Origin of the sequence: Falsigemmobacter faecalis, from assembly GCF_003863335.1 — a bacterium.
In the GTDB taxonomy this organism is placed as follows: domain Bacteria; phylum Pseudomonadota; class Alphaproteobacteria; order Rhodobacterales; family Rhodobacteraceae; genus Wagnerdoeblera; species Wagnerdoeblera faecalis.
On the sequence record NZ_RRAZ01000026.1, the window covers coordinates 29333 to 52768 of the forward strand.

20 protein-coding genes, 2 tRNA genes and 2 pseudogenes are annotated in these 23436 nt (G+C 62.2%); 17 read left to right on the forward strand and 7 right to left on the reverse strand.

Going from position 1 to position 23436, the window contains the following annotated elements; genetic code table 11:
• Positions 1 to 49 precede the first annotated feature (49 nt).
• Positions 50 to 1444: a class II fumarate hydratase gene (fumC, locus tag EG244_RS15410; protein ID WP_124966040.1), complete on the forward strand. Its 1395-nt coding sequence runs from the start codon at positions 50 to 52 to the stop codon at positions 1442 to 1444.
• A gap of 8 nt (positions 1445 to 1452) precedes the next feature.
• On the forward strand, positions 1453 to 1629 hold the full coding sequence (locus EG244_RS15415) for a DUF4169 family protein (RefSeq protein ID WP_124966042.1): 177 nt from the start codon (positions 1453 to 1455) through the stop codon (positions 1627 to 1629).
• Here the strand turns inward: EG244_RS15415 and EG244_RS15420 are convergent.
• Positions 1626 to 2204, reverse strand: coding sequence for a hypothetical protein (locus EG244_RS15420; protein ID WP_124966044.1), 579 nt, complete (start codon positions 2202 to 2204; stop codon positions 1626 to 1628). The genes EG244_RS15415 and EG244_RS15420 overlap by 4 nt on opposite strands.
• 62 nt (positions 2205 to 2266) lie before the next feature.
• Between EG244_RS15420 and EG244_RS15425 the strand changes: the two genes are divergently transcribed.
• From EG244_RS15425 to EG244_RS15470, 10 genes are all read left to right on the forward strand, one after another.
• The gene (locus tag EG244_RS15425) at positions 2267 to 2512 is read left to right on the forward strand and encodes a ribbon-helix-helix domain-containing protein (RefSeq protein WP_124966046.1); all 246 of its coding nucleotides are present in this window, start codon (positions 2267 to 2269) and stop codon (positions 2510 to 2512) included.
• 155 nt (positions 2513 to 2667) lie between these two features.
• Complete coding sequence (locus tag EG244_RS15430; protein ID WP_124966048.1) at positions 2668 to 4050, forward strand: type II and III secretion system protein family protein; 1383 nt, start codon at positions 2668 to 2670, stop codon at positions 4048 to 4050.
• A gap of 4 nt (positions 4051 to 4054) precedes the next feature.
• Positions 4055 to 4687 carry an OmpA family protein gene (locus EG244_RS15435; RefSeq protein WP_124966050.1) on the forward strand — a complete coding sequence of 211 codons (633 nt, stop codon included), beginning with the start codon at positions 4055 to 4057 and terminating at the stop codon, positions 4685 to 4687.
• Positions 4688 to 4921: 234 nt separating this feature from the next.
• Positions 4922 to 6187 (forward strand): AAA family ATPase, encoded by a 1266-nt coding sequence (locus tag EG244_RS15440; protein WP_124966052.1) that lies wholly within the window; start codon positions 4922 to 4924, stop codon positions 6185 to 6187.
• An 11-nt stretch (positions 6188 to 6198) separates the two neighbouring features.
• Positions 6199 to 7680, forward strand: a complete 1482-nt coding sequence (locus tag EG244_RS15445) for a CpaF family protein (RefSeq protein WP_124966054.1) — start codon at positions 6199 to 6201, stop codon at positions 7678 to 7680.
• Between the two features lie 14 nt (positions 7681 to 7694).
• On the forward strand, positions 7695 to 8663 hold the full coding sequence (locus EG244_RS15450; RefSeq protein WP_124966056.1) for a type II secretion system F family protein: 969 nt from the start codon (positions 7695 to 7697) through the stop codon (positions 8661 to 8663).
• A 4-nt stretch (positions 8664 to 8667) separates the two neighbouring features.
• A complete protein-coding gene (locus tag EG244_RS15455) occupies positions 8668 to 9642 on the forward strand; it encodes a type II secretion system F family protein (RefSeq protein ID WP_124966058.1) in 975 nt (324 codons plus the stop codon).
• A gap of 7 nt (positions 9643 to 9649) precedes the next feature.
• Complete coding sequence (locus EG244_RS15460) at positions 9650 to 10201, forward strand: tetratricopeptide repeat protein (RefSeq protein WP_124966080.1); 552 nt, start codon at positions 9650 to 9652, stop codon at positions 10199 to 10201.
• A gap of 41 nt (positions 10202 to 10242) precedes the next feature.
• Entirely contained in the window at positions 10243 to 11097 is an 855-nt protein-coding gene (locus EG244_RS15465) for a tetratricopeptide repeat protein (RefSeq protein ID WP_124966060.1), read from the forward strand.
• Positions 11094 to 11588, forward strand: a complete 495-nt coding sequence (locus EG244_RS15470) for a prepilin peptidase (RefSeq protein WP_124966062.1) — start codon at positions 11094 to 11096, stop codon at positions 11586 to 11588. The genes EG244_RS15465 and EG244_RS15470 overlap by 4 nt, the downstream gene beginning before the upstream one ends.
• Positions 11589 to 11610: 22 nt before the next feature.
• Here the strand turns inward: EG244_RS15470 and EG244_RS15475 are convergent, their stop codons facing one another.
• From EG244_RS15475 to EG244_RS15485, 3 genes are all read right to left on the reverse strand, one after another.
• Positions 11611 to 12612 carry an HNH endonuclease gene (locus EG244_RS15475; protein WP_124966064.1) on the reverse strand — a complete coding sequence of 334 codons (1002 nt, stop codon included), beginning with the start codon at positions 12610 to 12612 and terminating at the stop codon, positions 11611 to 11613.
• Between the two features lie 2 nt (positions 12613 to 12614).
• Positions 12615 to 14450, reverse strand: a complete 1836-nt coding sequence (locus EG244_RS15480) for a M3 family oligoendopeptidase (RefSeq protein WP_124966066.1) — start codon at positions 14448 to 14450, stop codon at positions 12615 to 12617.
• A 90-nt stretch (positions 14451 to 14540) separates the two neighbouring features.
• Positions 14541 to 14843, reverse strand: a complete 303-nt coding sequence (locus EG244_RS15485) for an FtsB family cell division protein (protein ID WP_124966068.1) — start codon at positions 14841 to 14843, stop codon at positions 14541 to 14543.
• Positions 14844 to 14997: 154 nt separating this feature from the next.
• On the opposite strand from EG244_RS15485, the gene EG244_RS15490 reads away from it, so the two are divergent.
• The 4 genes from EG244_RS15490 (at position 14998) to EG244_RS15505 (ending at position 18421) form a co-directional block, all read left to right on the forward strand.
• The gene (locus tag EG244_RS15490; protein ID WP_124966070.1) at positions 14998 to 16614 is read left to right on the forward strand and encodes an acyl-CoA dehydrogenase family protein; all 1617 of its coding nucleotides are present in this window, start codon (positions 14998 to 15000) and stop codon (positions 16612 to 16614) included.
• Positions 16615 to 16805: 191 nt separating this feature from the next.
• Positions 16806 to 18092, forward strand: coding sequence for an O-acetylhomoserine aminocarboxypropyltransferase/cysteine synthase family protein (locus EG244_RS15495; protein ID WP_124966072.1), 1287 nt, complete (start codon positions 16806 to 16808; stop codon positions 18090 to 18092).
• A 163-nt stretch (positions 18093 to 18255) separates the two neighbouring features.
• Positions 18256 to 18330 (forward strand) — tRNA-Thr (locus EG244_RS15500).
• A 16-nt stretch (positions 18331 to 18346) separates the two neighbouring features.
• Positions 18347 to 18421: transfer RNA gene (locus EG244_RS15505), tRNA-Thr, on the forward strand.
• Between the two features lie 1499 nt (positions 18422 to 19920).
• On the opposite strand, the gene EG244_RS15515 is transcribed toward EG244_RS15505, so the two are convergent.
• Complete coding sequence (locus EG244_RS15515) at positions 19921 to 20340, reverse strand: hypothetical protein (RefSeq protein ID WP_124966074.1); 420 nt, start codon at positions 20338 to 20340, stop codon at positions 19921 to 19923.
• 490 nt (positions 20341 to 20830) lie between these two features.
• Positions 20831 to 21245: pseudogene (locus EG244_RS15520) on the reverse strand (integrase core domain-containing protein); the annotation flags it as partial.
• A 136-nt stretch (positions 21246 to 21381) separates the two neighbouring features.
• Here EG244_RS15520 and EG244_RS15525 point away from each other — a divergent pair.
• On the forward strand, positions 21382 to 22662 hold the full coding sequence (locus EG244_RS15525) for an IS110 family RNA-guided transposase (protein WP_124966076.1): 1281 nt from the start codon (positions 21382 to 21384) through the stop codon (positions 22660 to 22662).
• Between the two features lie 214 nt (positions 22663 to 22876).
• Here the strand turns inward: EG244_RS15525 and EG244_RS15530 are convergent.
• A pseudogene (locus EG244_RS15530) lies at positions 22877 to 23436 on the reverse strand (IS3 family transposase); the annotation flags it as partial.

Below are 23436 nucleotides of genomic sequence, written 5' to 3' on the forward strand. Positions count from 1 at the left end.
GCAGCCCCCCGGCGCTATGGCAGTTCCCGAGTATTCGCAGGAGGAACGCATGACCGCGACCCGCACCGAAACCGACAGCTTCGGCCCGCTCGAAGTCCCCGCAGACAAATACTGGGGCGCACAGACCCAGCGGTCGATCATCAATTTCCCGATCGGCTGGGAACGTCAGCCGGTTCCGGTGATCCGTGCGCTGGGCGTCATCAAAAAAGCCACCGCGCTGGTGAACAAGGCCCAGGGCGACCTGGACGGCACCCTGGCCGATGCCATTGCGGCGGCCGCGGATGAAGTGATCGCCGGCAAATTCGACGACAACTTCCCGCTGGTCGTCTGGCAGACCGGTTCGGGCACGCAAAGCAATATGAACGCCAACGAGGTCATCTCGAACCGCGCGATTGAAGTGCTGGGCGGCGAGAAGGGCTCGAAAAAGCCGGTTCACCCGAATGATCACGTGAACATGGGTCAGTCGTCCAACGACACTTTCCCGACCGCGATGCATGTCGCCATCGGCACCCATACCCGTGACGTGCTGCTGCCGGGTCTGGAAAAGCTCGCGAAAGCGCTTTGGGCGAAGTCGGAAGAGTTCAAAGACATCATCAAGATCGGCCGCACCCATACCCAGGATGCAACGCCGCTGACCCTTGGTCAGGAATTTTCGGGCTATGCGACCCAGGTGGACCGCGGCATTGAGCGCGTGAAACTGGCGCTGCCGCATATCTATGAGCTGGCACAGGGCGGCACCGCCGTTGGCACCGGTCTGAACACCCGCGTGGGCTTTGACGCCCGTGTGGCGGCTGAGATCGCGAAAGAGACCGGCCTGCCCTTCATCACCGCGCCGAATAAATTTGAAGCCCTGGCCGCGCATGACGCCATGGTCTTTTTCTCGGGCGCGCTGAAAACGGTTGCAGGCTCGCTCTTCAAGATCGCCAACGACCTGCGTCTGCTGGGCTCGGGCCCGCGTTCGGGTCTGGGTGAGCTGATCCTGCCGGAAAACGAGCCGGGCTCGTCGATCATGCCGGGCAAAGTGAACCCGACCCAGGCCGAAGCGCTGACCATGGTCTGCGCCCATGTCATGGGCAATGATGCGGCGGTCGGCTTTGCCGGTTCGCAGGGCCATTTTGAGCTGAACGTCTATAACCCGATGATGTCTTACAACGTCATCCAGTCGATCCAGCTTCTGGGCGATGCAGCCTCGAGCTTCACCGACAATATGGTCGTCGGCACGCAGGCGAACACGGTTCGCATTGAAAAGCTGATGAAAGAATCGCTGATGCTGGTCACCGCACTGGCACCGACCATCGGTTACGATGCGGCGACCAAAGTGGCGAAGACCGCCCATAAAAACGGCACCACCCTGCGCGAAGAAGCGATCAACCTCGGCTATGTCGATGGCGAGACCTTTGACCGCGTCGTGCGCCCCGAAGACATGATCAGCCCGAAAGGCTGAGGCATCTCATGGCAGAGGTGATCAACCTTCGGCAGTTCAAAAAGCAGGCGGCCCGTCAGGCCGCCCGCACCGAGGCTGACACCAATGCCGTGAAATTCGGCCGCACCAAGGCTATGAAAAAGCGCGAGGCGGAGGACGCCTCGCGTGCAAAATCCGCCCTCGACGGGCATAAACTCGAAGATTAAGCCGCCGGCGTGAAGAACCGCTCTGCCGGGATCATCGCCGCGAGCTTGCCTGCCGCCGTCCAGTCCCGCTCCCAGGGCGCGTCAGAGGCGACCAGCACCACCGCATCCCCCGGAGACCTCCCCAGCACCGCGCGCAGACGCTCCGCCGTGGCACGGAAGCTCTCCATCGGCAGCGGGGCCTGGCCTGCGCCATCAAGCACATCGCCATTCGCGATCAGCAGCTGATCTGCCGCCATGCTCTGCGCCAGGGCCAGCCGCCCGACGCCCCGCAGCGAGAGAAGCCTTTCGCGTTCCCGCTCGGGCACGCGCAGCAGTTTTTCCAATCGCAGTGCATTGGAGGAAAACAGAAAAGCAATGATGTCGCGCCCCGTAGCGGCCCGCACCCCGGCATAGGTTTTGTAATCGAGACCCAGATCCTGCGCCCGCTTCACCCGCAGCCGCACCACCTCTACCGGCAGCACCGGCAGAAGCCGCGCCCGCGCCTGGCTCCAGCAATGTCTGCGCCACTGAAAGCCCGCCATCTCCGGCCCGCCGTTATGACCGATCCCCGCCACACCCTGTACTCCGCTGATCATTTCGCATCTGAGGCCTTGCCCCCCGCCTGAGAGGCTGGCACCCATAGACAAAAGAGGATGCCATGTCGGACCGCCCTGTCAAACGCTCGCTGACCCTGCATGGCCACCGCACCAGCGTTTCTCTTGAGACGCCTTTTTGGGAGGCATTGCAGGACATCGCCGCAGCGCGCGGGATGTCACTCGCAAAAATTGCAGCTGAAATCGACGACACACGCGGAACGGGTTCCGGCCTTGCCACTGCCCTTCGGCTTTATGTGCTGGCCTATTATCGCCGGCCCACAGACGAACCCATTCAAAGCACGGAATAATCTTGCATTCTTGTGTGCTTTTTCGGGAACATTCCTCAGCGGATCGTTCTGCGTTGCAATAATTTCGTCCCTGGGTCAGAGTAAGAAACTGTAAGGGATGGGTTCCAGGCGGCCACAAGAGCCGTGGGGCAGTGGTGATCGGAGAGGCAGGTCACATGAGTTTCAGATTTTCAGGCCCTGCGGGCCTGCTGGGGATTGCGCTGGCTTTTGCCGTTTTCGCATCTCCGGCAGTTGTAAATGCCGACAGCATCCGTGTCATGCGCGGCGCGTCGTCTTCGGCGCTTCAGGTACCGATGAACCGCGCTGTTGTCGTTGAAAGCGATGTCGCTTTTGCGGAACTCTCGATCGCCAATCCGGGGATTGCCGATATTTCCACACTCTCGGACCGCTCGATCTATGTGCTGGGCAAAACGCCGGGGCGCACGACCCTGACGCTTCTGACCGCCGAGGGGCGGCTGATTTCCAACGTCGAAGTCCATGTCACCCCCGATATCGCTGAGTTCAAAGAGCGTCTGCGCCAGATCCTTCCGTCGGAAAAGATCGAAGTGCGCACCGCCAATGACGGCATCGTGCTGTCGGGCACCGTGACCTCGACCGCGCGACTGGATCGCGCGCTGGATCTGGCCGAGCGCTATGCCCCGGGCCGGGTGTCGAACCTGATGAATGTCGGCGGCACCCAGCAGGTCATGCTGAAGGTCCGCTTTGCAGAGATGCAGCGCTCGGTCTCTAAATCGCTTTCGGCGCAGCTTGGCGCCAATGGCACCCTGGGTCGTGGCAGCGGCTCGACCACGGTGGACGGCTCGGGCGGAGTGCTGGCGGGCGGCGGCATCGGCACGCTGGGCCTTGGCTTCTCAGCGGGCTCGATGCAGTTCTCGGTGATGCTGGAAGCGCTTGAGAATAAAGGCGTTGTCCGGACCCTGGCAGAGCCGAACCTGACCGCGCTGTCGGGCCAGCAGGCGAAGTTTCTGGCGGGCGGCGAATATCCCATTCCGGTGCGCAACGACGACAGCGTTTCTGTGCAGTATAAGCCCTTCGGTGTTGAGCTGAACTTCACCCCCCGCGTGGTGGATGGTGACGTGATCAACCTTGAGATCAATGCCGCCGTCTCCTCGCTCGACAGTTCGGTTGCGGTGCAAACCTCAGGGATCACCGTCAACGGCTTCAAGCGGCGCGAAACCTCGACCACCGTTGAGATGCGCGACGGGGAAAGCTTTGCGATTGCAGGGCTTTTGCAGGATGACTTCCGCAATCTGAAGGGCCAGGTGCCCTGGCTTGGGGATATCCCGATCCTTGGCGCGCTTTTCCGGTCAGCGGATTATCAGCGCCAGCAGTCGGAGCTGGTGATCATCGTCACGCCGCATCTGGTCAGCCCGACGCGCGGCGAAGCCCTGGCGCTGCCGACCGATCGGGTGCGGCTGCCGACGGAGAATGAATTCTTCCTGCACGGCAAAAACGTCGGTGGGGTGCGCGCCACCGGTGCCGCCGGTGAGATCGCCCGCCAGGACTTCAGCTCGCCCTATGGCTATGTGATGGAGTAAGCGAATGACCGCGAAACCCCTCTCCAAAGCCCTGCCCCTGCTGATGATCCTGTCGCTTGCGGCCTGCGGCACCAGCGAGATCGGCTCCGATCTTCCGGCCGCAGATTTTGGCAATGCCACGATGAACAACGGCATGATCCAGTCGGGTGAGCTGAATTACGTCATGGCGCTTGGCACCCGCTTTGCCCAGGAAGTCCCGAGCACGATCACCTTCGCCTTCAACTCGGCGGAACTCGATGGCGCGGCGCGGCAGGTGCTGGCACAACAGGCGCATTGGATCCGGCAGTTCCCGGAGGTGCGCTTCAAGGTTTATGGCCATACCGATGCCGTCGGCTCAGGCAGCTACAACTACCGGCTGGGGCTGCGGCGTGCGCAGGCTGTGGTGGCCTTCCTTGCCAGCCAGGGCGTCAGCCGCGCAAGGCTGGAAGCGGTCGTCAGCCACGGCAAGACCCAGCCTTTGATCCCGGTCCCGGGGCCTGAGCGCGCGAACCGGCGCACGGTCACCGAGGTGACCGGCTTTGTGGCCCGTCATCCGACGGTGCTGCACGGCAAATATGCCGAGGTGATTTTCCGCGATTATGTAGGGTCAGCTGGCGGCGCGAACACGACGCCAAAGACCAGTGTTTCCGGCGGGTGAACAGTCTTCGCCTGAAAAAGGCCACATTTCACCCAGCAAAAGGGCGCGACAGAACAGAATGTCGCGCCCTTTTGCGTCTAAAATACCGAACATTTAGGATTTTTTAGCCAAATTATCGCCACCATTGCAGGCGAGTTTTGCACCATGAGCAGCGGGACAGTATGAGTCGTCCCGACACGACTGTGGAGCGGGAGCGGAACAATCAGCCCCGCCTCAGGTACGAGGACCGATGTGATGGCAAGTGTGGCACAACTTTATCCCGAACCGGCTCCGATCGTGGCCTGCACTGTCTCGCGCAATGTGCAGAATTTTGATCTGCTGATCGAAGACATGGAAGCAGCACTGGGGGAGCGGTGGGGCGATCTGTCGTTCCAGGACGCGCTGGCCTTTTTCGACCAGCCCGATGCTGAACATCTCGAATTTGTCGCCCTCGCCGTGGATGGTGAGGATGAGGAAACAATGGCCGAGATTGCCGCTGTGGTCAGCGCGGCGCAAAAGCGCGGGATCAAGGTGATCCTGGTTGCCGATCAGGTCGGCCCCGCCGGGCTGCATCAGCTTTTGCGGATGGGCGCGGAAGATTTCGTGCCCTATCCGCTGCCCGAAGGCGCGCTGACGGAAGCGATTGAGCGGATCCGCCGCCCCGTTGCCCCGCCCGCCGGGATCGCAGCGCCCCCGGTCGCCCAGCAGCCCGACGCCCCCGCCTTTCGTGCCGGCGGCGACCGTGATGGCGTGGTGCTGCCGGTCCATGGCCTTGCGGGCGGTGTGGGCGGCACGACCTTTGCCGTCAACCTCGCGTGGGAGCTGGCAAATCTTTCGAAAACCAATCCGCCGCGCGTGGCACTGATTGACCTAGATCTGCAGTTCGGCTCGATTGCGACCTGCCTTGATCTGCCGCGCCGCGACCAGATCTTTGACGTGCTGTCGGATGTCTCCTCGATCGACAGCGACAGCTTTGTGCAGTCCATGCTGACCTTCAATGAGCGCCTGCACGTCTTCACCTCACCGCCCGATATGCTGCCGCTGGATTTCGTCACCTCTGAGGATGTGTCGAAGCTGATCACCATGGCGCGGGCGAATTTCGATTATGTCGTGATCGATGTGCCGAAAACCATCGTGCAGTGGACGGAAACGGTTCTGAACCACGCCCATGTCTATTTCGGTCTGATCGAACTCGATATGCGCTCGGCACAAAATGCCCTCAGGCTGGTGCGGGCGCTGAAGGCTGAGAACCTGCCCTGGGAGAAGCTGCGCTTTGCGCTGAACCGCGCGCCGGGCTTCACCGATCTCTCCGGCAAATCCCGCGCAAGGCGCCTCGCCGAAAGCCTTGCCATTGATATTGAGATCATGCTGCCCGATGGCACGCGGCAGGTGACCCAGGCCAATGACCACGGCGTGCCGCTGGCCATCAGCGCCGCCAAGAACCCGCTGCGTAAGGAAATTCAGAAAATCGCCCGGCAGATCAGCGAAACCAACGCTGCTGCCGAAGCCGCCCGCCTCTGAGGGGTCCGCCGATGTTCTCACGCTACCGCAAAGCTGCCGCCGATCGCAAAACCGAAACGCCGGCTCCGGCCCCTGGCACTCCGGCCCCGCCCGCAGCAACGCCCGCAAGCGCCGCCCCGGCAGAGGCACCGCGCCCGCCCGTGATGCCGGGCGGGATGCTGAAATCCGCCCCCCGCGCAGCGGTGCAGCCCGCACAGACCGCCGCCGCCGACAAAGAGCGCAAGCGCAAAGACCGCCTGAGCGAGCTGAAATCGGATCTGCACAAGCGCCTGCTGGAACAGCTGAACCTTGGTGCGCTGGAACATGCCTCAGAGGCCGATCTGCGCGCGGAAATCGGCAGCATCTCGACAGAAGTCCTTGGCGAAATGGCGGTCGTCCTGAGCAAGGAAGACCGCTCGCAACTGTTTCAGGAGCTTTATGACGAGGTCATGGGCCTTGGCCCGATTGAGCCTTTGCTGAAAGATGACAGCGTCAACGATATTCTGATCAACGGCCCGCATCAGGTCTTTGTGGAACGCGCGGGCAAGCTGGAACTCTCTGATATCTCGTTCAAAGACGAAAAGCACCTGCTGCGGATCATCGACAAGATCGTCTCGGCTGTGGGGCGTCGGGTGGACGAATCGAACCCCTATGTCGACGCGCGTCTGATGGATGGCTCGCGCTTCAACGCGATGATCCCGCCGGTTGCGGTTGACGGCTCGCTGGTCTCGATCCGGAAGTTTAAGAAAGAAAAGCTGAAGATCGAAGATCTGGTCCGTTTCGGGGCCTTCACCGAAGAGATGGCGGCCTATCTTGAGGCTGCGGTCTCAACCCGGCTGAATGTCATCGTCTCGGGCGGGACCGGCTCGGGCAAAACCACCACGCTGAACGCCCTGTCGTCTTTCATCGCCGATGATGAGCGGATCCTGACCATTGAAGATACCGCCGAACTTCAGCTGCAGCAGACCCATGTCGGCCGGATGGAAAGCCGCCCGCCGAACGTCGAAGGCAAGGGGGCGGTGACGCAGCGCGACTGTCTCAGGAACGCGCTCCGGATGCGGCCTGACCGCATCATCGTGGGCGAGACCCGCGGCGAAGAGGTCATCGACATGCTGCAGGCGATGAACACCGGCCACGATGGCTCGATGACCACGATCCACGCCAACAACGCCCGCGACGCGGTCAGCCGTCTGGAAAACATGATCGCCATGTCGGGGATTGAAATGCCGCTGAAGGCGATGCGCAGCCAGATTGCCAGCGCTGTGAACCTGATCGTCCAGGCCTCGCGTCTGCAGGACGGCTCGCGGCGCATGACCTCGATCACCGAGATCACCGGGATGGAGGGCGACGTGATTTCCATGCAGGAGATCTTCCGCTATGAGCGCCGGGGAACCGCGCCCGACGGTAAGATCATCGGGCGCTTCAATGCTACCGGCGTGCGCTCGGCCTATTCCGACCGGTTCAAGCAATGGGGCTATGACCTGCCGGCCTCGATCTATGAGCCGCTGCCGTGAGGAGCCTGTAAAACATGGAATTTTCCAGTGCCCCGCTGATCTACGGCCTTGTGGCCCTTGCCGTCTTTGTGCTGGTTGAGGGGCTTTATCTGACGGTCTTTGGCAAATCGATCAGCCTTGACCGCAAGGTAAACCGCCGCCTCGCCCTGTTGGAAAAGGGCGGCTCGCGCGAGCAGGTGCTGGAGCAGCTGCGCAAAGAGATGAACCAGCATCTCAAAGCGCGCGGCATCCCGCTTTATTCGATGCTCGCAGCCAAGGCGCAAAAGGCCAATATTGCCTTTTCACCCGGTGCGCTGGTGCTGATCATGTTCGCCATGACCGGCGTGGCCTATATCGGCCTTTCGGTCGGAACTGAGGCTGAGGCCCCGGTCCGGATCGCGGTGGCTTTTCTGATCGGCTTTGGCGGGGTCTATGTCTGGATCAGCCGTAAAGCCTCGAAACGTATCGCTTTATTTGAAGAGCAACTGCCTGATGCCGTCGAGCTGATGGTGCGCTCGCTGCGGGTGGGCCATCCCTTCAACTCCTCCGTGCAGATCGTTGCGAAAGAGATCCCCGACCCCCTTGGCACCGAATTTGGCCTGATCGCCGATGAGGCGACCTATGGGCGCGATGTCTCTGAAAGCCTTCGCGCGCTGGCTGAGCGGCTGGATCTGCAGGATCTGCGCTTTCTTGCGGTGGCGGTCTCGATCCAGCAGCAGTCCGGCGGCAACCTTGCCGAGGTGCTGGACGGGCTGTCAAAGGTGATCCGCTCGCGGTTCAAGCTCTTTCGCCGGGTGCGCGCCATCACGGCTGAGGCCAAATGGTCGGGGATGTTCCTGTCGGGCTTTCCCATCGTTGCCATGGTGATGATCCAGATCATCAAGCCTGATTATTACGACGGCGTGAAGGACACGCCGATTTTCATTCCGGTGGCCATGGTGGTCGGCGTTTTTCTGATCATCAACGTGATCTACATGAAGATCATGGTTAACATTAAGGTCTGACGCCATGGATGAGCCCTCCTCCCTGATGGCCACGCTGCAAGGCGCGCTCGGACCCGCCGGGCCGGTTCTGCTGGCAGGCTTCCTTGGCCTCGTGCTGATCGCCCTGGCGCTGCCGGCCATGCTGAAACGGCGCGAGGATCCCCTCGACAAGCTGAAGCGGGAGACCAGCACCCGCGCGCGCTCCGACCAGAGCAAGGCGCTGCGCACCTCAGATTACAGTGACAAGCTGCAGCGCTTTGCCCAGTTCCTCGAGCCCGCAAAAGCCGAGGAAATGTCGGCCGCGCGGCTGAAGATGATGCAGGCGGGCTACCGCGGCCGCAATTCGGTGCGCAGCTATCACGCGGCGCAATTCGTGCTGGGCCTGTCGCTTCTGGTGATCGGCGTGCTGTGGGTCCTGCTGACCACAGAGGGAGAGATGGATACCCAGGAGCTGCTTTTGAAAGGCATGTTGCCGGGGGTTCTGGGCTATTACACGCCGGTCTACTGGGTGCAGCGGCGCGTGCAGATGCGCCGCGAAGAGATGATCAACGGCTTTCCCGACAGCCTTGATATGATGCTGGTCTGCGTCGAAGCCGGGCAGTCGCTCGATCAGTCGATCATTCGGGTGGCGAAAGAAATCCGCGCCGGATATCCGGCACTTGGCGAAGAATTTGAGATCGTGGCCCAGGAGATCAAGGCCGGCAAGGAACGCGCGCAGGTCATGCGTGACCTCGGTGAGCGCTCGGGCGTGCCTGATATTGCCTCTTTCGTCACCACCATGGTGCAATCGGCGACCTTCGGCACCTCGATCGCAGAGGCGCTGCGGATCTATGCCTCTGAGATGCGCGACAAGCGCGTCATGCGCGCCGAGGAAAAGGCCAACGTTCTGCCGACCAAGCTGACGCTCGGCACGATGCTCTTTACCGTCCCGCCTTTGATGATCATTCTGATCGGGCCCTCGATCTATGGTATTGTGACCACGCTTGGCTCTCTCAGGTGACCTCTTGATCCGACTGCGATTTCTGCCCGTCCTCGCCCTTGGCCTTACCCTTTCGGGCTGCGGGCTGGCGGGGGGGAACAGCCCTGACACCACGCCGGGCCTTGATGCGCGCGGCCGTGCGGTTGACGGGCTGACCGTCGGCCACCGCCTGCAGGAAGCCGGAGAGCACGAACTGGCGCTGCGGGCTTACTACCGCGCCGCGGCGGCGCAGGGCGCGACGGCGGATGTCCTTTCCGCCATCGGATCCGCCAATCTGTCGCTGGGCCGTCTGGGTCAGGCCGAAAATATCCTGCGCCGCGCGCTTGAGCAGGAGCCCGACTTCGTCCCCGCCCTGAACAATCTTGGCGTCGTTCTGATGGAAAAGGGCGAGACCGGAGAGGCCGCCCGCACCTTCCAGAAGGCCTTCGCGCTCGACAGTGGCAAAACAGACGCCATCCGCGAAAACCTGAGACTGGCCCTCGCCCGCTCCGGCCCGGAGCGTTATTCTGAGCCGGAAGAGGCGAAGGGGTTCGCGCTGCTGCGGCAGGGACAGGGGAGTTATCTCCTCGTCACCAGATAAGCCGATGCGCGGACCGGGTGAGCAGTAAAAAGGGACGCAAAATGCGCCAGTCGTCAGTGGTGATCGCGCTCTGCTTTGCAGGGTTCGTGCTCTCGGGGTGTGGCCGGGGCGGCAATGATGTGGATCAGGCCCTGAAAGATATGACGGCGGTGGATGAGAACAATCTCTCTGACGTCATGCTGACTGTGGCCGACCCGCGCGAAGCGGTGAGTTATTTCACCCGGGCGCTGGCGGAAAATCCGGGCCGCATTGATGTCCGCCGCAACCTCGCCAAAGCGCATCTGCGCGCGGGCCAGGCGCCCGAGGCCGCGAAGCTCTTTGAGGCCCTGGCCAATGCCCCCGAAGGTCTGGCCGATGACCGGGTCAACCTCGCAGAGGCCCATATCCGCGCCAATGACTGGAAGCGGGCCGAGGCCGTGCTGAATTCGATCCCCCCCACCCATGAGACGTTCCAGCGCTACCGCCTGGAGGCCATGGTGGCCGATGCCAATAAGAACTGGAAAAAGGCCGACAGCTTTTATGAGATCGCCTCAGGCCTGACCGACCGCCCGGCGGGGGTGTTGAACAACTGGGGTTACTCAAAATTGACGCGTGCGGATTACAAAGGGGCAGAGAAGCTCTTTGTGGATGCGCTGCGCTATGATCCAAAGCTCTTTACCGCCAAAAACAACCTCGTTATGGCACGCGGCGCGCAGCGGAAATATGATCTGCCGGTGGTGGAGATGACCCAGACCGAGCGGGCGGAACTGCTGCACACCATGGCGCTGACCGCGATCAAGGCGGGCGATGTGCGCACCGGGCGCGGCTTGCTGCAGGAAGCGGTTGAGACCCATCCGCAGCATTTCGACGCCGCCTCCCGCGCCCTGCGTGCTCTGGAAGGGACTGTAAAACAATGACCTTCGCCACGACCGCGACCGAAGCCCTGTGGTTTTTGCCCTTTGTGGCCCCCGTCGCCTTCTACGTCGCCTGGAGCGATATGGCGGCGATGAAGATCCCCAATAAGGCGGTTCTGGCGCTGCTGGTGGTCTATGCGGTGATCGGGCTGATCGCCCTGCCCGTCACCGATTACGCCTGGCGCTGGCTGCATTTCGGGGTGGTGCTGGTGATCGGTTTCGGGCTGACCATGCTGGGGGCCATGGGCGGGGGGGATGCGAAATTCGGCGCGGCCATGGCGCCCTTCATTGCGCTGGCCGATCTGAAGGGGTTTTTGCTGATCTTTTCGGCCTCGCTGCTGGCGGCCTTTGCGGCGCATCGTCTGGCGCGCTCCATCCCGGCGTTGCGCGCCCTGGCCCCCACCTGGGTCTCCTGGAGCAGCCCGAAGTTTCCCATGGGCCTCGCGCTGGCGGCCTCGCTGATGATCTATCTGGGGCTGGCGGCAGCGCAGTAAGAAAAAGGGCCCCCCGGGGCCCTTACTTCGCTTCCCTGCGGGTGAGCAGCGCCTGAAGTTCATTCAGCGTCAGCGTGGTCTCGCCCCGGTGGATCATCGCATGGCAGTTCGGGCAGACCGGCACCAGATCGCGCGGCGGCTCAACGCCGCTTTGATGGTGGAAATGCATGAAGCCTTCGCCGCGCGCGCCATAGGTTTTGCCGAAATCCATCCCGCAGCCCTGACAGGCAAGACGCCCCTCGGCCACGGCACGCCAGGCTTTCTCCGCAGAGGCCCTGGCGACCGGATCGCGCTCACGCATCGAGCGGGTGATCTGGCGCTCCGCGCCCTCAAACCCGGCGGGAAGCTGGTCCATGCTTTCGGGGTTTTCTGCCAGATCGGCCGCGCCCTGATCGGGGCCCGGCACGCTGAACCCAGCACGGCGCAGACGATCACGGGCAAAGGCCGCGCTGAAACCGCCACCATGGCTGGCTTCAACCGCCACACCCCAGACCGCTTTGACAGGGATCAGATCGGGCTGCTCGGGATGGCGCACGAACCAGTGCCGCTCGCCGTGAAAGCCCTCGGGCACGCCCTCTTTAAGGATGCGGTCCATGACCTCGCGCAGCTTTGCGGCATCAGGCTCCGGCGGGCGCGGCTTCAATCCGTCCTCCCCATCGGGGGCAAGCCAGAAGATCAGCTCTTCCTCGCGCTCGGCCTCAAGGCGGATGCGGCGGCGGCTGCACTGCGCCGAAAGCGCGCTGAGGATCAGATCGAAGCCTTCCTCGCCATGCGCAATGCGCATCCAGCCCGCCTCAATCAGCTCATCGCTCAGCGAGGGAGCGGCGCTTTCTTCCTCGGCCTCGGCCTCAACATCGCCACCGCGCGCCAGCAGCATCGACCAGCCCAGCGGCTCAATCAGCAGACCATTGGCATCGGCGAGGCAGGCGAATTCCACCGCCCCCGCCAGATGCGTATTATAGCCCCGCACATCGCGGCGCCCGAATGTCCGGTGCTCACGAATGCCCCGGGCAAGGTCGATCATATTCACGCCTCCATCGCCTCCAGCTCGTCGATGAAGCCTGCAATCATGCTCAGGCCCTTGTCCCAGAACGCCGGGTCCGAAAGATCAAGGCCGAAGGGCGCCAGCAGATCCTTGTGATGCTTCGAGCCACCGGCCTTCAGCATCTCAAAATACTTCTCTTCAAACTCCGGCAGACCATCGGCGTAAGCGGCATAAAGCGCGTTCACCAGGCCATCGCCGAAGGCATAGGCATAGACGTAGAAGGGCGAATGCACGAAATGCGGCACATAGGACCAGAAGGTCTCATAGCCGTCCATGAAGACGAAGGCATCGCCAAGGCTTTCGGCCTGAACCGACATCCAGAGCGCGTTGATGCCATCGGGCGTCAGTTCGCCATCGGCGCGGGCGGCGTGCAGTTTGCACTCAAAATCATAAAAGGCGATCTGGCGGACCACCGTGTTGATCATATCCTCAACCTTGCCCGCGAGCAGGGTCTTGCGCTCTGCCGGGGTTTTGGCACCGTCAAGCAGCTTGCGGAAGGTCAGCATCTCGCCAAAGACCGAAGCGGTTTCCGCAAGCGTCAGCGGGGTTGACGACAGCATCTCGCCCTGGCCCGCCGCCAGCACCTGGTGGACGCCGTGGCCAAGTTCATGGGCCAGCGTCATCACATCGCGCGGTTTGCCGAGGTAGTTCAGCATGACATAGGGGTGGACCGTGGTGACGGTCGGATGCGCAAAGGCCCCCGGCGCTTTCCCGGCTTTCACCCCCGCATCAATCCAGCCCTTTTTGAAGAAAGGCTCAGCGAGATCGGCCATGCGCGGATCAAAAGCGCCATAGGCCTCCATGACGGTCTTCTCCGCCTCTTCCCAGGAGACGACTTTCGGCGTCTCGCTCGGCAGCGGTGCGTTGCGGTCCCAGACCTGCAGCTTCTCCAGCCCCATCCATTTCGCCTTCAGGCGGTAATAGCGGTGCGAGAGTTTCGGATAGGCCGCGACCACGGCATTGCGCAGCGCCTCAACCACCTCAGGCTCAACGTGGTTTGAGAGGTGCCGGGCATGCTGGGGGGTCGGCATTTTGCGCCAGCGGTCGTCGATCTCTTTTTCTTTCGCCAGCGTGTTATGCACCCGGGCAAAGAGTTTGATGTTTTTGTCAAAGACCGCCGCCAGCGCCTTTGCCGCCGCTTCGCGTTTACTGCGGTCGGGGTCGGTCATCAGGTTCAGCGTGGCTTCAAGGTTCAGCTCATCTTCTTCAAACGGCAGTTTGAAGGTGAGGCCCGCCATGGTCTCATCAAAAAGCTTGTTCCAGGCCGAAGCGCCCACCACCGAGGCGTCGTGCAGAAACTTCTCCAGCTCATCCGAGAGCTGGTGCGGGCGCATGGCGCGCATCCGCTCAAAGACCGGCTTATAGCGGGCGAGACCCTCGTTTTCCGCCAGACGGGCGTTCAGCGCCGCATCTTCGAGGCGGTTGAATTCCAGCGAGAAGAAGACCAGCGGCGTGGTGGCATCGGTGATGCGCTCCTGCACGGCTGAGATGAACTGCGCACGCTCAGAGTCCATGGTGTTTTGATAATAGCGCAGCCCCGCAAAGGACATCAGCCGGCCGGCGATCACATCGATCTCTTCATAGCGCTGCACGCAGGCCAGCAGGCCCGCCGCATCAAGGCTGTGAAGCTTGCCTTCGTAATCGCCAGCAAAGGCCGCAGCCTCTTCGTCGAGCCAGTCGAGATCGCGGGCCAGTTCCGGCGCATCCTCTGAGGTATAGAGGTCGCTCAGATCCCATTCGGGCAGATTGCCGAAGCCACCAGCCCCCTTCGCTCCGGTCGTGGCATCAAAGGCGGGGCGCGGGAAAGAACGGGTCATGGAAGCCTCTCAAGCGTTGCACCCCGAATACATAAGAGGACCGCCCCCGGGGTGCAACGGCGGCCTCTTCCGGTTCGCAAGAACGGCGGTTTACTGAACAACAACCTCATCGGCGCGCAGATAGCCCAGCACGACCCGCGCCCGCTCATCCAGCAGGTCGAGATCCAGGTGGGTATCGGAAAGCCGTTCGGTCAGGTTTTGCATCCGCGCCAGCTCTGCCTCAAGTTCGGCCTTGCGAACTTCGAGTTTTGCGATGTCGGCGGAGATCTGAACCCGGCGGAAGATCCCGTGATCTCCCTGCATCGCCGCGAAGGCGAAGTAACCCGAAATGGCCACAGCACACATCATCCAGAGTGCTGTGGCCACGGGTGGGCTGGAATGAGTGCCTGTCATGGTCTGCCTCACAGGGGTCTTTTCGCCCCTTGTGCTGATGTTATGGCACAGGTGATTCGCAATGTGAATCCCTCTGATTCGCCGCTGGGTAGTTTTTTTCGCCTATTTGCAGAATCACACCCGTAAAGGATGCTCTTTTGCGGGAGGACTGATCATGTTTTACGCAGGAAGAAGCCGCCAGACCACTCACGAGGTGTTCAACCAACCCGAAGCTGCCGCCCGTGACCTCTGGGCCACAGATGCGCCGCTGCGGCACTGGGTGGGCGCGGCGGGGGCGGATGCGGCGCATCTGGCTGATTTCGGTGCCAAAGCCGGATCGGCTGAGATGCGCGAGGCCGGTTCTGAGGCCAACCGCCACCCGCCCGAGCTGCGGCTGTTTGATCGCAGCGGCCGCAGGCTCGATGAGGTGGCCTTTCATCCCGCCTATCACAAACTGATGGATCTGGGCCTCTCCTCGGGCCTTGCCGCCCTACCCTGGGAGGGGGCGGCAATGGGTCACAGCACCCATGCCGCGATGCTTTATATGCTGAGCCAGGTGGAGCCCGGCGTCTGCTGCCCGATGACCATGACCTATGCGGCTCCGGCGGCACTTGCCACCACGCCCGCGCTGGCCGCCGACTGGCTGCCAAAGCTGACTGCGCGCGCCTATGACCCTGCGGCTGCGCCCATCGCGGCCAAGCGCGCCGCCACCATGGGCATGGCGATGACCGAAAAGCAGGGCGGCTCGGATGTGCGGGCCAATACCACCCGCGCCAGCCGCGACGGCGATGACTGGCGGCTGACGGGGCATAAGTGGTTTTGCTCAGCCCCGATGTGCGACGGCTTTCTGACGCTGGCGCAGAGCGATGCGGGGCTCAGTTGCTTCCTGGTCCCGCGTTTTACCCCGGATGGCGAGCGCAACTCCCTGCAGATCCAGCGGCTGAAAGACAAGCTCGGCAACCGCGCCAATGCCAGTTCCGAGATCGAATATCACAACGCCTGGGCGCAACTGGTGGGCGCAGAAGGCGCAGGCGTGAAGACCATCATCGAGATGGTGCATCACACCCGCCTTGATACCGCCGTGGCCCCCGCAGGGCTGATGCAGGCAGCACTTTCCGAGGCCTTCTGGTGGGTTGAGGGGCGCTCGGCCTTTCAGCGCCGCCTGATCGACCAGCCGCTGATGCGCGCGGTCCTTGCCGATCTTTCGATTGAGGCGGAGGGGGCGCTGGCCCTGGCCATGCGGGTGGCGCGCGCCTTTGATACGCCTTCAGAGCGTGCTTTCGCGCGGATCGGCGTGGCGGTGGCGAAATTCTGGTCCAATAAACGCGCCCCCTGGCTGATCGTTGAGGCGATGGAGTGCCTGGGCGGCATGGGCTATGTCGAGGAAACGCCGCTGCCGCTTCTTTACCGCGAGGCCCCTTTGAACGGGATCTGGGAAGGCTCGGGCAATGTGATCTGCCTCGACATCCTGCGGGCGCTGGCCCGTGAGCCCGAAAGCGCAGAGGCCCTTCGCGCTGAGCTGCTCGCCGCGCGCGGGGCGGATCGCCGCTATGATGCCGCGCTGAAGGCGCATCTTGAGCGCTGGCCCACCCTGCCCCCGGAGGCCGAGGCCCGCTGGTTTGCCGAGCGGCTGGCGGTTCTGCTGGCCGGATCCATCCTTTTGCGCGAGGGCGATGCCGCCACCGCCGACGGCTGGATCGCCACCCGGATTGAGGGGGGGCACGGCCATGTGCCGGGCGCGCTCAGCGGGATTGATACCGACGCGATTCTGCACCGCAGACAAAGCGCCTGAGCCATGACAGAACCTGCGTTCCGCCCGGCAGCCCGCCGGGCAGAACGGTGATGCAATGACGCAGGCGGGATCAAAACATTCACCCTGCCCGAGAGGCTGCGGGCGAAAGCCGTTCTTTGTTGCACCGCCCGATTGCCCGTTTTTGCGCAGAGAGTTAGCCTTTCGCCATTCAGTGGCGGAGGAAACAGCCCATGACCCGGACTCCCGGTTTTGAAACCCTGCAGATTCACGCCGGCGCAAAGCCCGATCCGGCCACCGGTGCGCGTCAGGTGCCGATCTATCAGACCACCGCCTATGTGTTTCGCGACGCCGACCATGCCGCAAAACTCTTTAATCTTGAAGAAGTCGGCTATATCTATTCGCGACTGACCAATCCCACCGTCTCAGCGCTTGCCGAGCGGATCACCGCGCTTGAGGGTGGTGTGGGCGGCATCTGCTGCTCTTCGGGGCATGCAGCGCAGATCATGGCGCTTTTCCCGCTGATGGGCCCGGGCACCAATGTGGTGGCCTCCAACCGTCTTTACGGCGGCACCATCACCCAGTTGAGCCAGACAATCAAACGCTTCGGCTGGTCGGCGAAATTCGTCGACTTCGACGATCCGGCCGCCATGGAAGCGGCCGTAGACGACAACACCCGTGCCTTCTTTTGCGAGTCGATCGCCAATCCGGCCGGCTATCTGATCGACATCGCCGCCGCAGCAAAGGTGGCCGATAAAGTCGGCCTGCCGCTGATCGTCGACAACACCTCCGCCACGCCCTATCTGTGCAACCCCATTCAGCACGGCGCGACCCTGGTGGTGCATTCCACCACCAAATATCTGACCGGCAATGGCACCGTCACCGGCGGTGCGGTGATCGATTCCGGCAAATTCGACTGGGGCAAATCGGGCAAATTCCCCTCGCTCGCGGCACCTGAGCCCGCTTATCACGGGCTGAATTTCTATGAGGCCCTGGGTGGCATGGCCTTCACCTTCCACTCCATCGCCGTGGGCCTGCGCGATCTTGGCATGACGATGAACCCCCAGGCGGCGCATTACACGCTGATGGGCATCGAGACCCTGTCCCTGCGGATGGAGCGGCACGTTGAGAACGCCCGCAAAGTCGCCACCTGGCTGGAGGCCGATCCGCGCATTGAAAAAGTCACCTATGGCGGCCTTGAAAGCGCGCCCTGCTTTGAGCGCACGAAGACCATCTACACCAAAGGCGCAGGCGCGCTTTTCACCTTCGCGGTGAAGGGCGGCTATGCGGCCTGCGTGAAACTGGTGGAAAGCCTTGAGCTTTTCTCCCATGTCGCCAACCTTGGCGACACCCGCAGCCTGATCATCCACCCCGCCTCCACCACCCACCGCCAGCTTTCCGAGGCGCAGCAGGTGGCCGCCGGGGCCGCGCCGAATATGGTGCGCGTCTCAATCGGGATTGAGACGGCCGTGGATATCATCGCCGATCTCGATCAGGCGCTGAGCAAAGCAACCGCCTGATTTCTGAGAGACTTCCCCACAGAGCCCCCTTCCCCGCGAAGGGGGCTTCTTTTTTGCCAAGCCCCGCCAGTTTCGGGAAAAAATCGCCTCCGGGCACAAATTCTTTGCGCCCCCCTCTTGCACCACCCGGCGGGGACAGCTATTCACCCCTCACCGAAAGGACGCTGCAGTAGCTCAGTGGTAGAGCACTCCCTTGGTAAGGGAGAGGTCGAGAGTTCAATCCTCTCCTGCAGCACCATCCCTTCGACATTAGTGCTGCAGTAGCTCAGTGGCAGAGCACTCCCTTGGTAAGGGAGAGGTCGAGAGTTCAATCCTCTCTTGCAGCACCATAAAATCCAAAATATTGATTGCAATTCAAAGTTTTAACCCAGGCTCTGAATTTTCAGTCCCCCTTTGATCGCACCGACCAATGGGCCCTTTGTTCCCCGGTTGAGGGTGCTTTGCAGCCCGCCGGGACCCTGCCCCGGCAGGAAGCCCCCGGGGCGGAGTAACCGCCCTCTCTGCCCCCCCCGCAGATGCTGCGCCTGCCCGGCGGCCCGACACTGGCCTGCGCAATTTCACCTCCGCCTGGCTTCACGAATTTCCATTACCTCCCGTCTCAGTCTGTCTGATGATTAACCATGTCGGCTCAATTCACGGCAGAAGCTGAGCGAGCGCGGCTTACTTTCACCGCTGGCCATAGGATGTGCCCAGCCCTCTCTCAAGCGAGGGGACTGGTATGTCTGATGAACAGCTGGAAATGTTTTTTGGTCTTCCCTCTCTGACGGCGGCTCCCGCCGCTGACGCACCCGAGGCAGCGCCCGATGCGTCGCCACCACCAGATGTACAGGCTGCGACAGAGGCCAGCCTGGAAACTGAGCCACAGAAGGCGCAGCCGGACCGCAGGCCTGCACGCAGCTTTCCGCCAGAACGGCCGCACCCCGGCTGGTTCTCAGGGTCAATGAGGTCGCACAACGTTACGGCGTCTCCCCCGCGACCGTCTGGCACTGGCCGCAGACAGTTGAGGGCTTTCCCGGTCCCGTCAGGATCGGCCCGGGCACAACCCGCTGGTATCCCGAAGATCCTGAGGAATGGGATGCACAGGCCCGTGGGGCGGCGAAGGGAGGCCGCTCACGACCAGATCCTACCGAAAGGTCAGCCTGCACAAAAATCCCGCCTGCTCGACGGAAGGAGTGCTGAGCCGCTACGCCATCTCCCCGAACACGCTGTCGAACCGGAAAGCTCAGGGCCTGCGGCATATTGAGGGCACCCGGCCCAATCTCTTCCCTGGCGCGGAGCTGATCCGCTTTCATAAAGCGCGCGCAGGTCGGGCGACCAAAGGAGAGAGCCTGCAGGATGGTGAGTTCAGGGGCCTCACCTGCAGGACAGCCATCACCCCTGTTCCGGACAGTGTTGCGATCAGACCGGGCCGGAAAGGCCAGCGGATGGGATATGGCCAATGCCACGAGTGCCAGGCCCAGGTCTGTAAGATGCTGAACGAGACGGAATGCGGCGCGCTCGAAAGCGGTGATTTTCTCAGCACCAGCCTTTGGCCTGCAGACGAAGAGAAAGGGCCGTTGACTGCCGATACCGGGATTTCAGAGGACGGATCTCTTCGGTAAAATCCTCACAACGAACAGCTGCTGTTTCAATGGCAGCTCTATGCAGAGCGGCATGACCTCAAGACCATGCTGGCCCATATGGCGGATATCCGGCGTTTCGGGGCAGCCATCGGGCTGAAAGGCCTGCGGCAGACGACGGCGGAGGACGTGGCCCGCTACCGGAAGATGATGATTGAAGGGGCGCGGGGGACAGGCAGTCACCGCCCCTTGAGCGCCTCAACCGTGCGTCACGCGGCCCCGGCCCTGAAAGCCTTCATTTTGGGCCTGGCAAACATATCGGCGCGGCACAGATCGAGGAACTGGCGGGCGACTTTGAACTGCCGAAAGAGCTGCACCAGCAGGTCATGCCGCGCAGGCGACGTCACTATGTCAGTCTGGCTGAGGCGCTGCAGGCGGTCCTGCAGCTGCCGTCGCATACATTTGCAGAACGAAGCGACCGCGCGATTGTGGCGCTGGCCTATACCTGCGGTCTGCGGGAAAACGCGCTGATTACGCTGCGGCTCAGGCATCTTGATGTCGTGGCAAAGATCATCGGGCATAACGGCCGCGAGCTGCGCGCGAAGAATGGCAAAAGCTTCCGGGCGAAGTGGTTTCCCGGAACCGAGCCGCTTTACCCCATCATCACAGGCTGGCTTGAAGAGATACACGCGCTGAGCCCGGGGATGCCCTGTTCCCGGCACTGGACGTCCTCATCGCCGCCCGGGACAGCAAAGAGCACGTCCCCTGGCCAACCATGAAGACCCCTTCAGCCGGGGATGCCGCATTCCGCCCCTAAAGCGCAGGCCAGATGCTGCGGGTCACGCCTCACTCAGTCCGTCACACGCTGGGCGAATTGGGACTGCAAATCTGCAGGCCCCCTGAGGAGCTTCAGGCCTGGTCTCGGAATTTGGGTTACGAAGACGAAAACACGACCTACCGGAACTATGGAAAGATGTCGGTCGACCATCAGATGGACCTCATGGAGGAGCTGGCTTCGAATGTGCAGCGTCGGGCCTGCGGCTTGCAAAAACGGGCGGCAGCTGAGGAGTCGCATGCATTGCTGCGCAGGGCCGTTGAGTTCTTAGAAGCCGGCAGAGGCCGATGATGCGTAAACCTCCCTGCGTCTCACAGGGCTTGCCCTGACCTGCCACTGAACTTTCATCCGGCCGCGACTTGCGCCCGGTTGTTGTTGACGCCGATCGGCGCAGGTTGAGCAATCGCCCGACGCGGGGAGCTTTCATCTCGCGCGGCGGGGCGGGCGATTGCGGTGCTCAGGGCCCGGCGTCGTCAGCGGGGGGCGGTCGTCCAGGGCCGAATGGGGGCGCTCGGTGTTGTCGCCTTCGGTCCAGACCGCGATCCCGACGCGCGCATGTGCCAGATTGCGGAATATTGTCTCGTTGAGCAGCTCGTCGCGCATCCGCCCGTTGAGGCTTTCGACGTGGAGCAGGCGAAGGCCATCGGTTCGAGAGAGCCTGCGACGGTTCTGCATGGGCTTGCCCGGCGCGATGTCGTGCCATTCGATCCGATGCTCCTGGGCGAAGCTCAGGATGGCATTGGAGGTGAACCCCGTTCCATAGCATATTGGGAAGACGACGCTGATGGAGGTTATGGCCAGCTGTGCAGCCTCCAAATTGCGCAGCAGGTGGCCATAACCGGCACTCAGGTCTCCTCTATGGTTTTGCGAACCAACACCATAGAGGAGACCGGCCATGGCCAAGTCGAAGCATATGCAGGAGGCCCGCGTTTTGGTAGGCATCGATCTTTCCAAGAGCCGTCATGAAGTGCTGATTGCGATGCCCGGAAAGACCCGGCGCAAGCGCATGACGGTGCTGAACTCGGGCGAAGATTTCACACGCCTGATCGATGTTTTGTCGAGCTTCGGGCTACCGGTCACGATCGGCTTCGAGGCTACGGGCAACTATCACCGCGCTTTGATGTTTGCACTTGGTGCGGCGGGCTTTGAGCTCAGTCTGGTGTCGTCTGTAGCCTTGGCGCGGACCGGGGAGGCCCTGCACAACTCCTGGGACAAGAACGATCCAAAAGACGCGCAGGTCATTTTGCATATGCTGGAGATCGGTGCTGTTCAGGTCTTCTGCGACCCGTTGGTGGCCGGCACGAACGACATTCAGGAGATATCCAAAACCTATGAGATGGTCTCCAAAGCAAAGACGGAACTATGGCACCGGATCCTCACCCATTATCTGCCGCTCTATTTCCCTGAGGCAGACCGCTTTCACCGCAGTTCGCGGAGCGATTGGTTCCTGGCCTTTTTGGAGGCCTCTCCATCCCCCCATATGATCACGGCCATGGGTAAGGAAGACTTTATCGCAGAGGCGTCGCCGATCGTTGGGCGCAGGGTGGGTAAGACCGCACTTCTGGCGGATATATATGAGACATCAAAGATGTCCGTAGGTCTGCCGGTCGATGCAACATCAGATGCCATTCGCATGTTCCGTCTGGTGCTGTCACAGGGGCGCGCCCTCATCCAGCATCGCAATGCCATCGAGGCGCGAGCCGTCGAACTCCTGGCCCACCACCCGGACTATAAGCTTTTGACCTCCATACCAGGTATTGGGCCCATCAACGCCCTCTCCGTTCTGGCCGAAGCGGGGGATGTGCGGCGCTTTCGCCATCATCGGCAATTCCTGAAGTTTTGCGGTATGGATTTAGCCACGGTCCAGTCGGGCTCCTTCCGGGGCCGGACAAAGCTATCCAAATACGGCAATGCCCGGTTGCGGCGGACTTTGTGGATTGCCGGACAGGCCGCAGTGCTCAAACCGGCAAACAGCTTTCGTGATAAGTTCGAGCGCTACATCTCGCTCGACCGCCGCACCCCCGATCTGCGGCGCAAAGCCTATACTGCCATCGCAGCCAAGATGGCGCGCACCATTCACGCCGTGATCAAATCCGGCGAACCCTATCGCCCTTTCTTTGAAGGGGTGAGCCCAGGCGGAAGGACCTCTCTCACTTCGTGCCGTGGAGGCGCCTAAGCGCGACCTCGCAGATAATGTTCGGGCCTTCCGCTTGGGATTTAGGATCTCGTTTTGAGGACGGTGAGGGCAGAGAAGTCTGACCCTGTATTTGCTATGGAAGAGACCACTTCTTGACGGCGGAGCCCGCCTGGGCAACTCTATACAGGCAGTCGTGCACACGATTGCCCTGAGATCTGATGGCCAAATCAGCCAAATCTTCCCATCCCAGGACGTTGTCGCTGACGATCCTGCCGGGTTTGCCACGGCGCTCGGGGAGGGCCGTCAGTTCACGCACCACGCGCCACGTGGCGCCCCGGGATCGCAGTGTCCGGGATCGCTGCGGGGCATTCCCGAGTGACGTCGTCGACCACGTTGAGGCCCGGGAAGCGATGGCCGCCCGCGAACTGGTCAGGCACGAACCGAAGGTCCGCGAAGCGAAATCCAGCGACCAGCGCGCCTTGGGCCGCGCCTCGACCAGGATCGGGGCTCGCGTCCCGATCGCCTTTCGCCTGCGCACCGTCAGGCCTTCCTCGCGGCAGAGCCGACAGATCCGATTGATCCCGGAAAGCTCGCCCTCGCGCCGCAGCAGCACGAAGAGCCACCGATAGCCGAACCTTCTGCGCTCGTTGGCCAACTCCCGCAACCGCCCAGGTAGCACCGTGTCCGGCTCACGCCGGGCCCGGTAGCGGACCATTTTGCGATCAGCCCCGGCAATCTGACACGCCCCTGCTGCGCGACAAACAATCCCCCGGACTGTTTGTTTCACGCTTGCAGGCCCGAGAGCCCGGATAA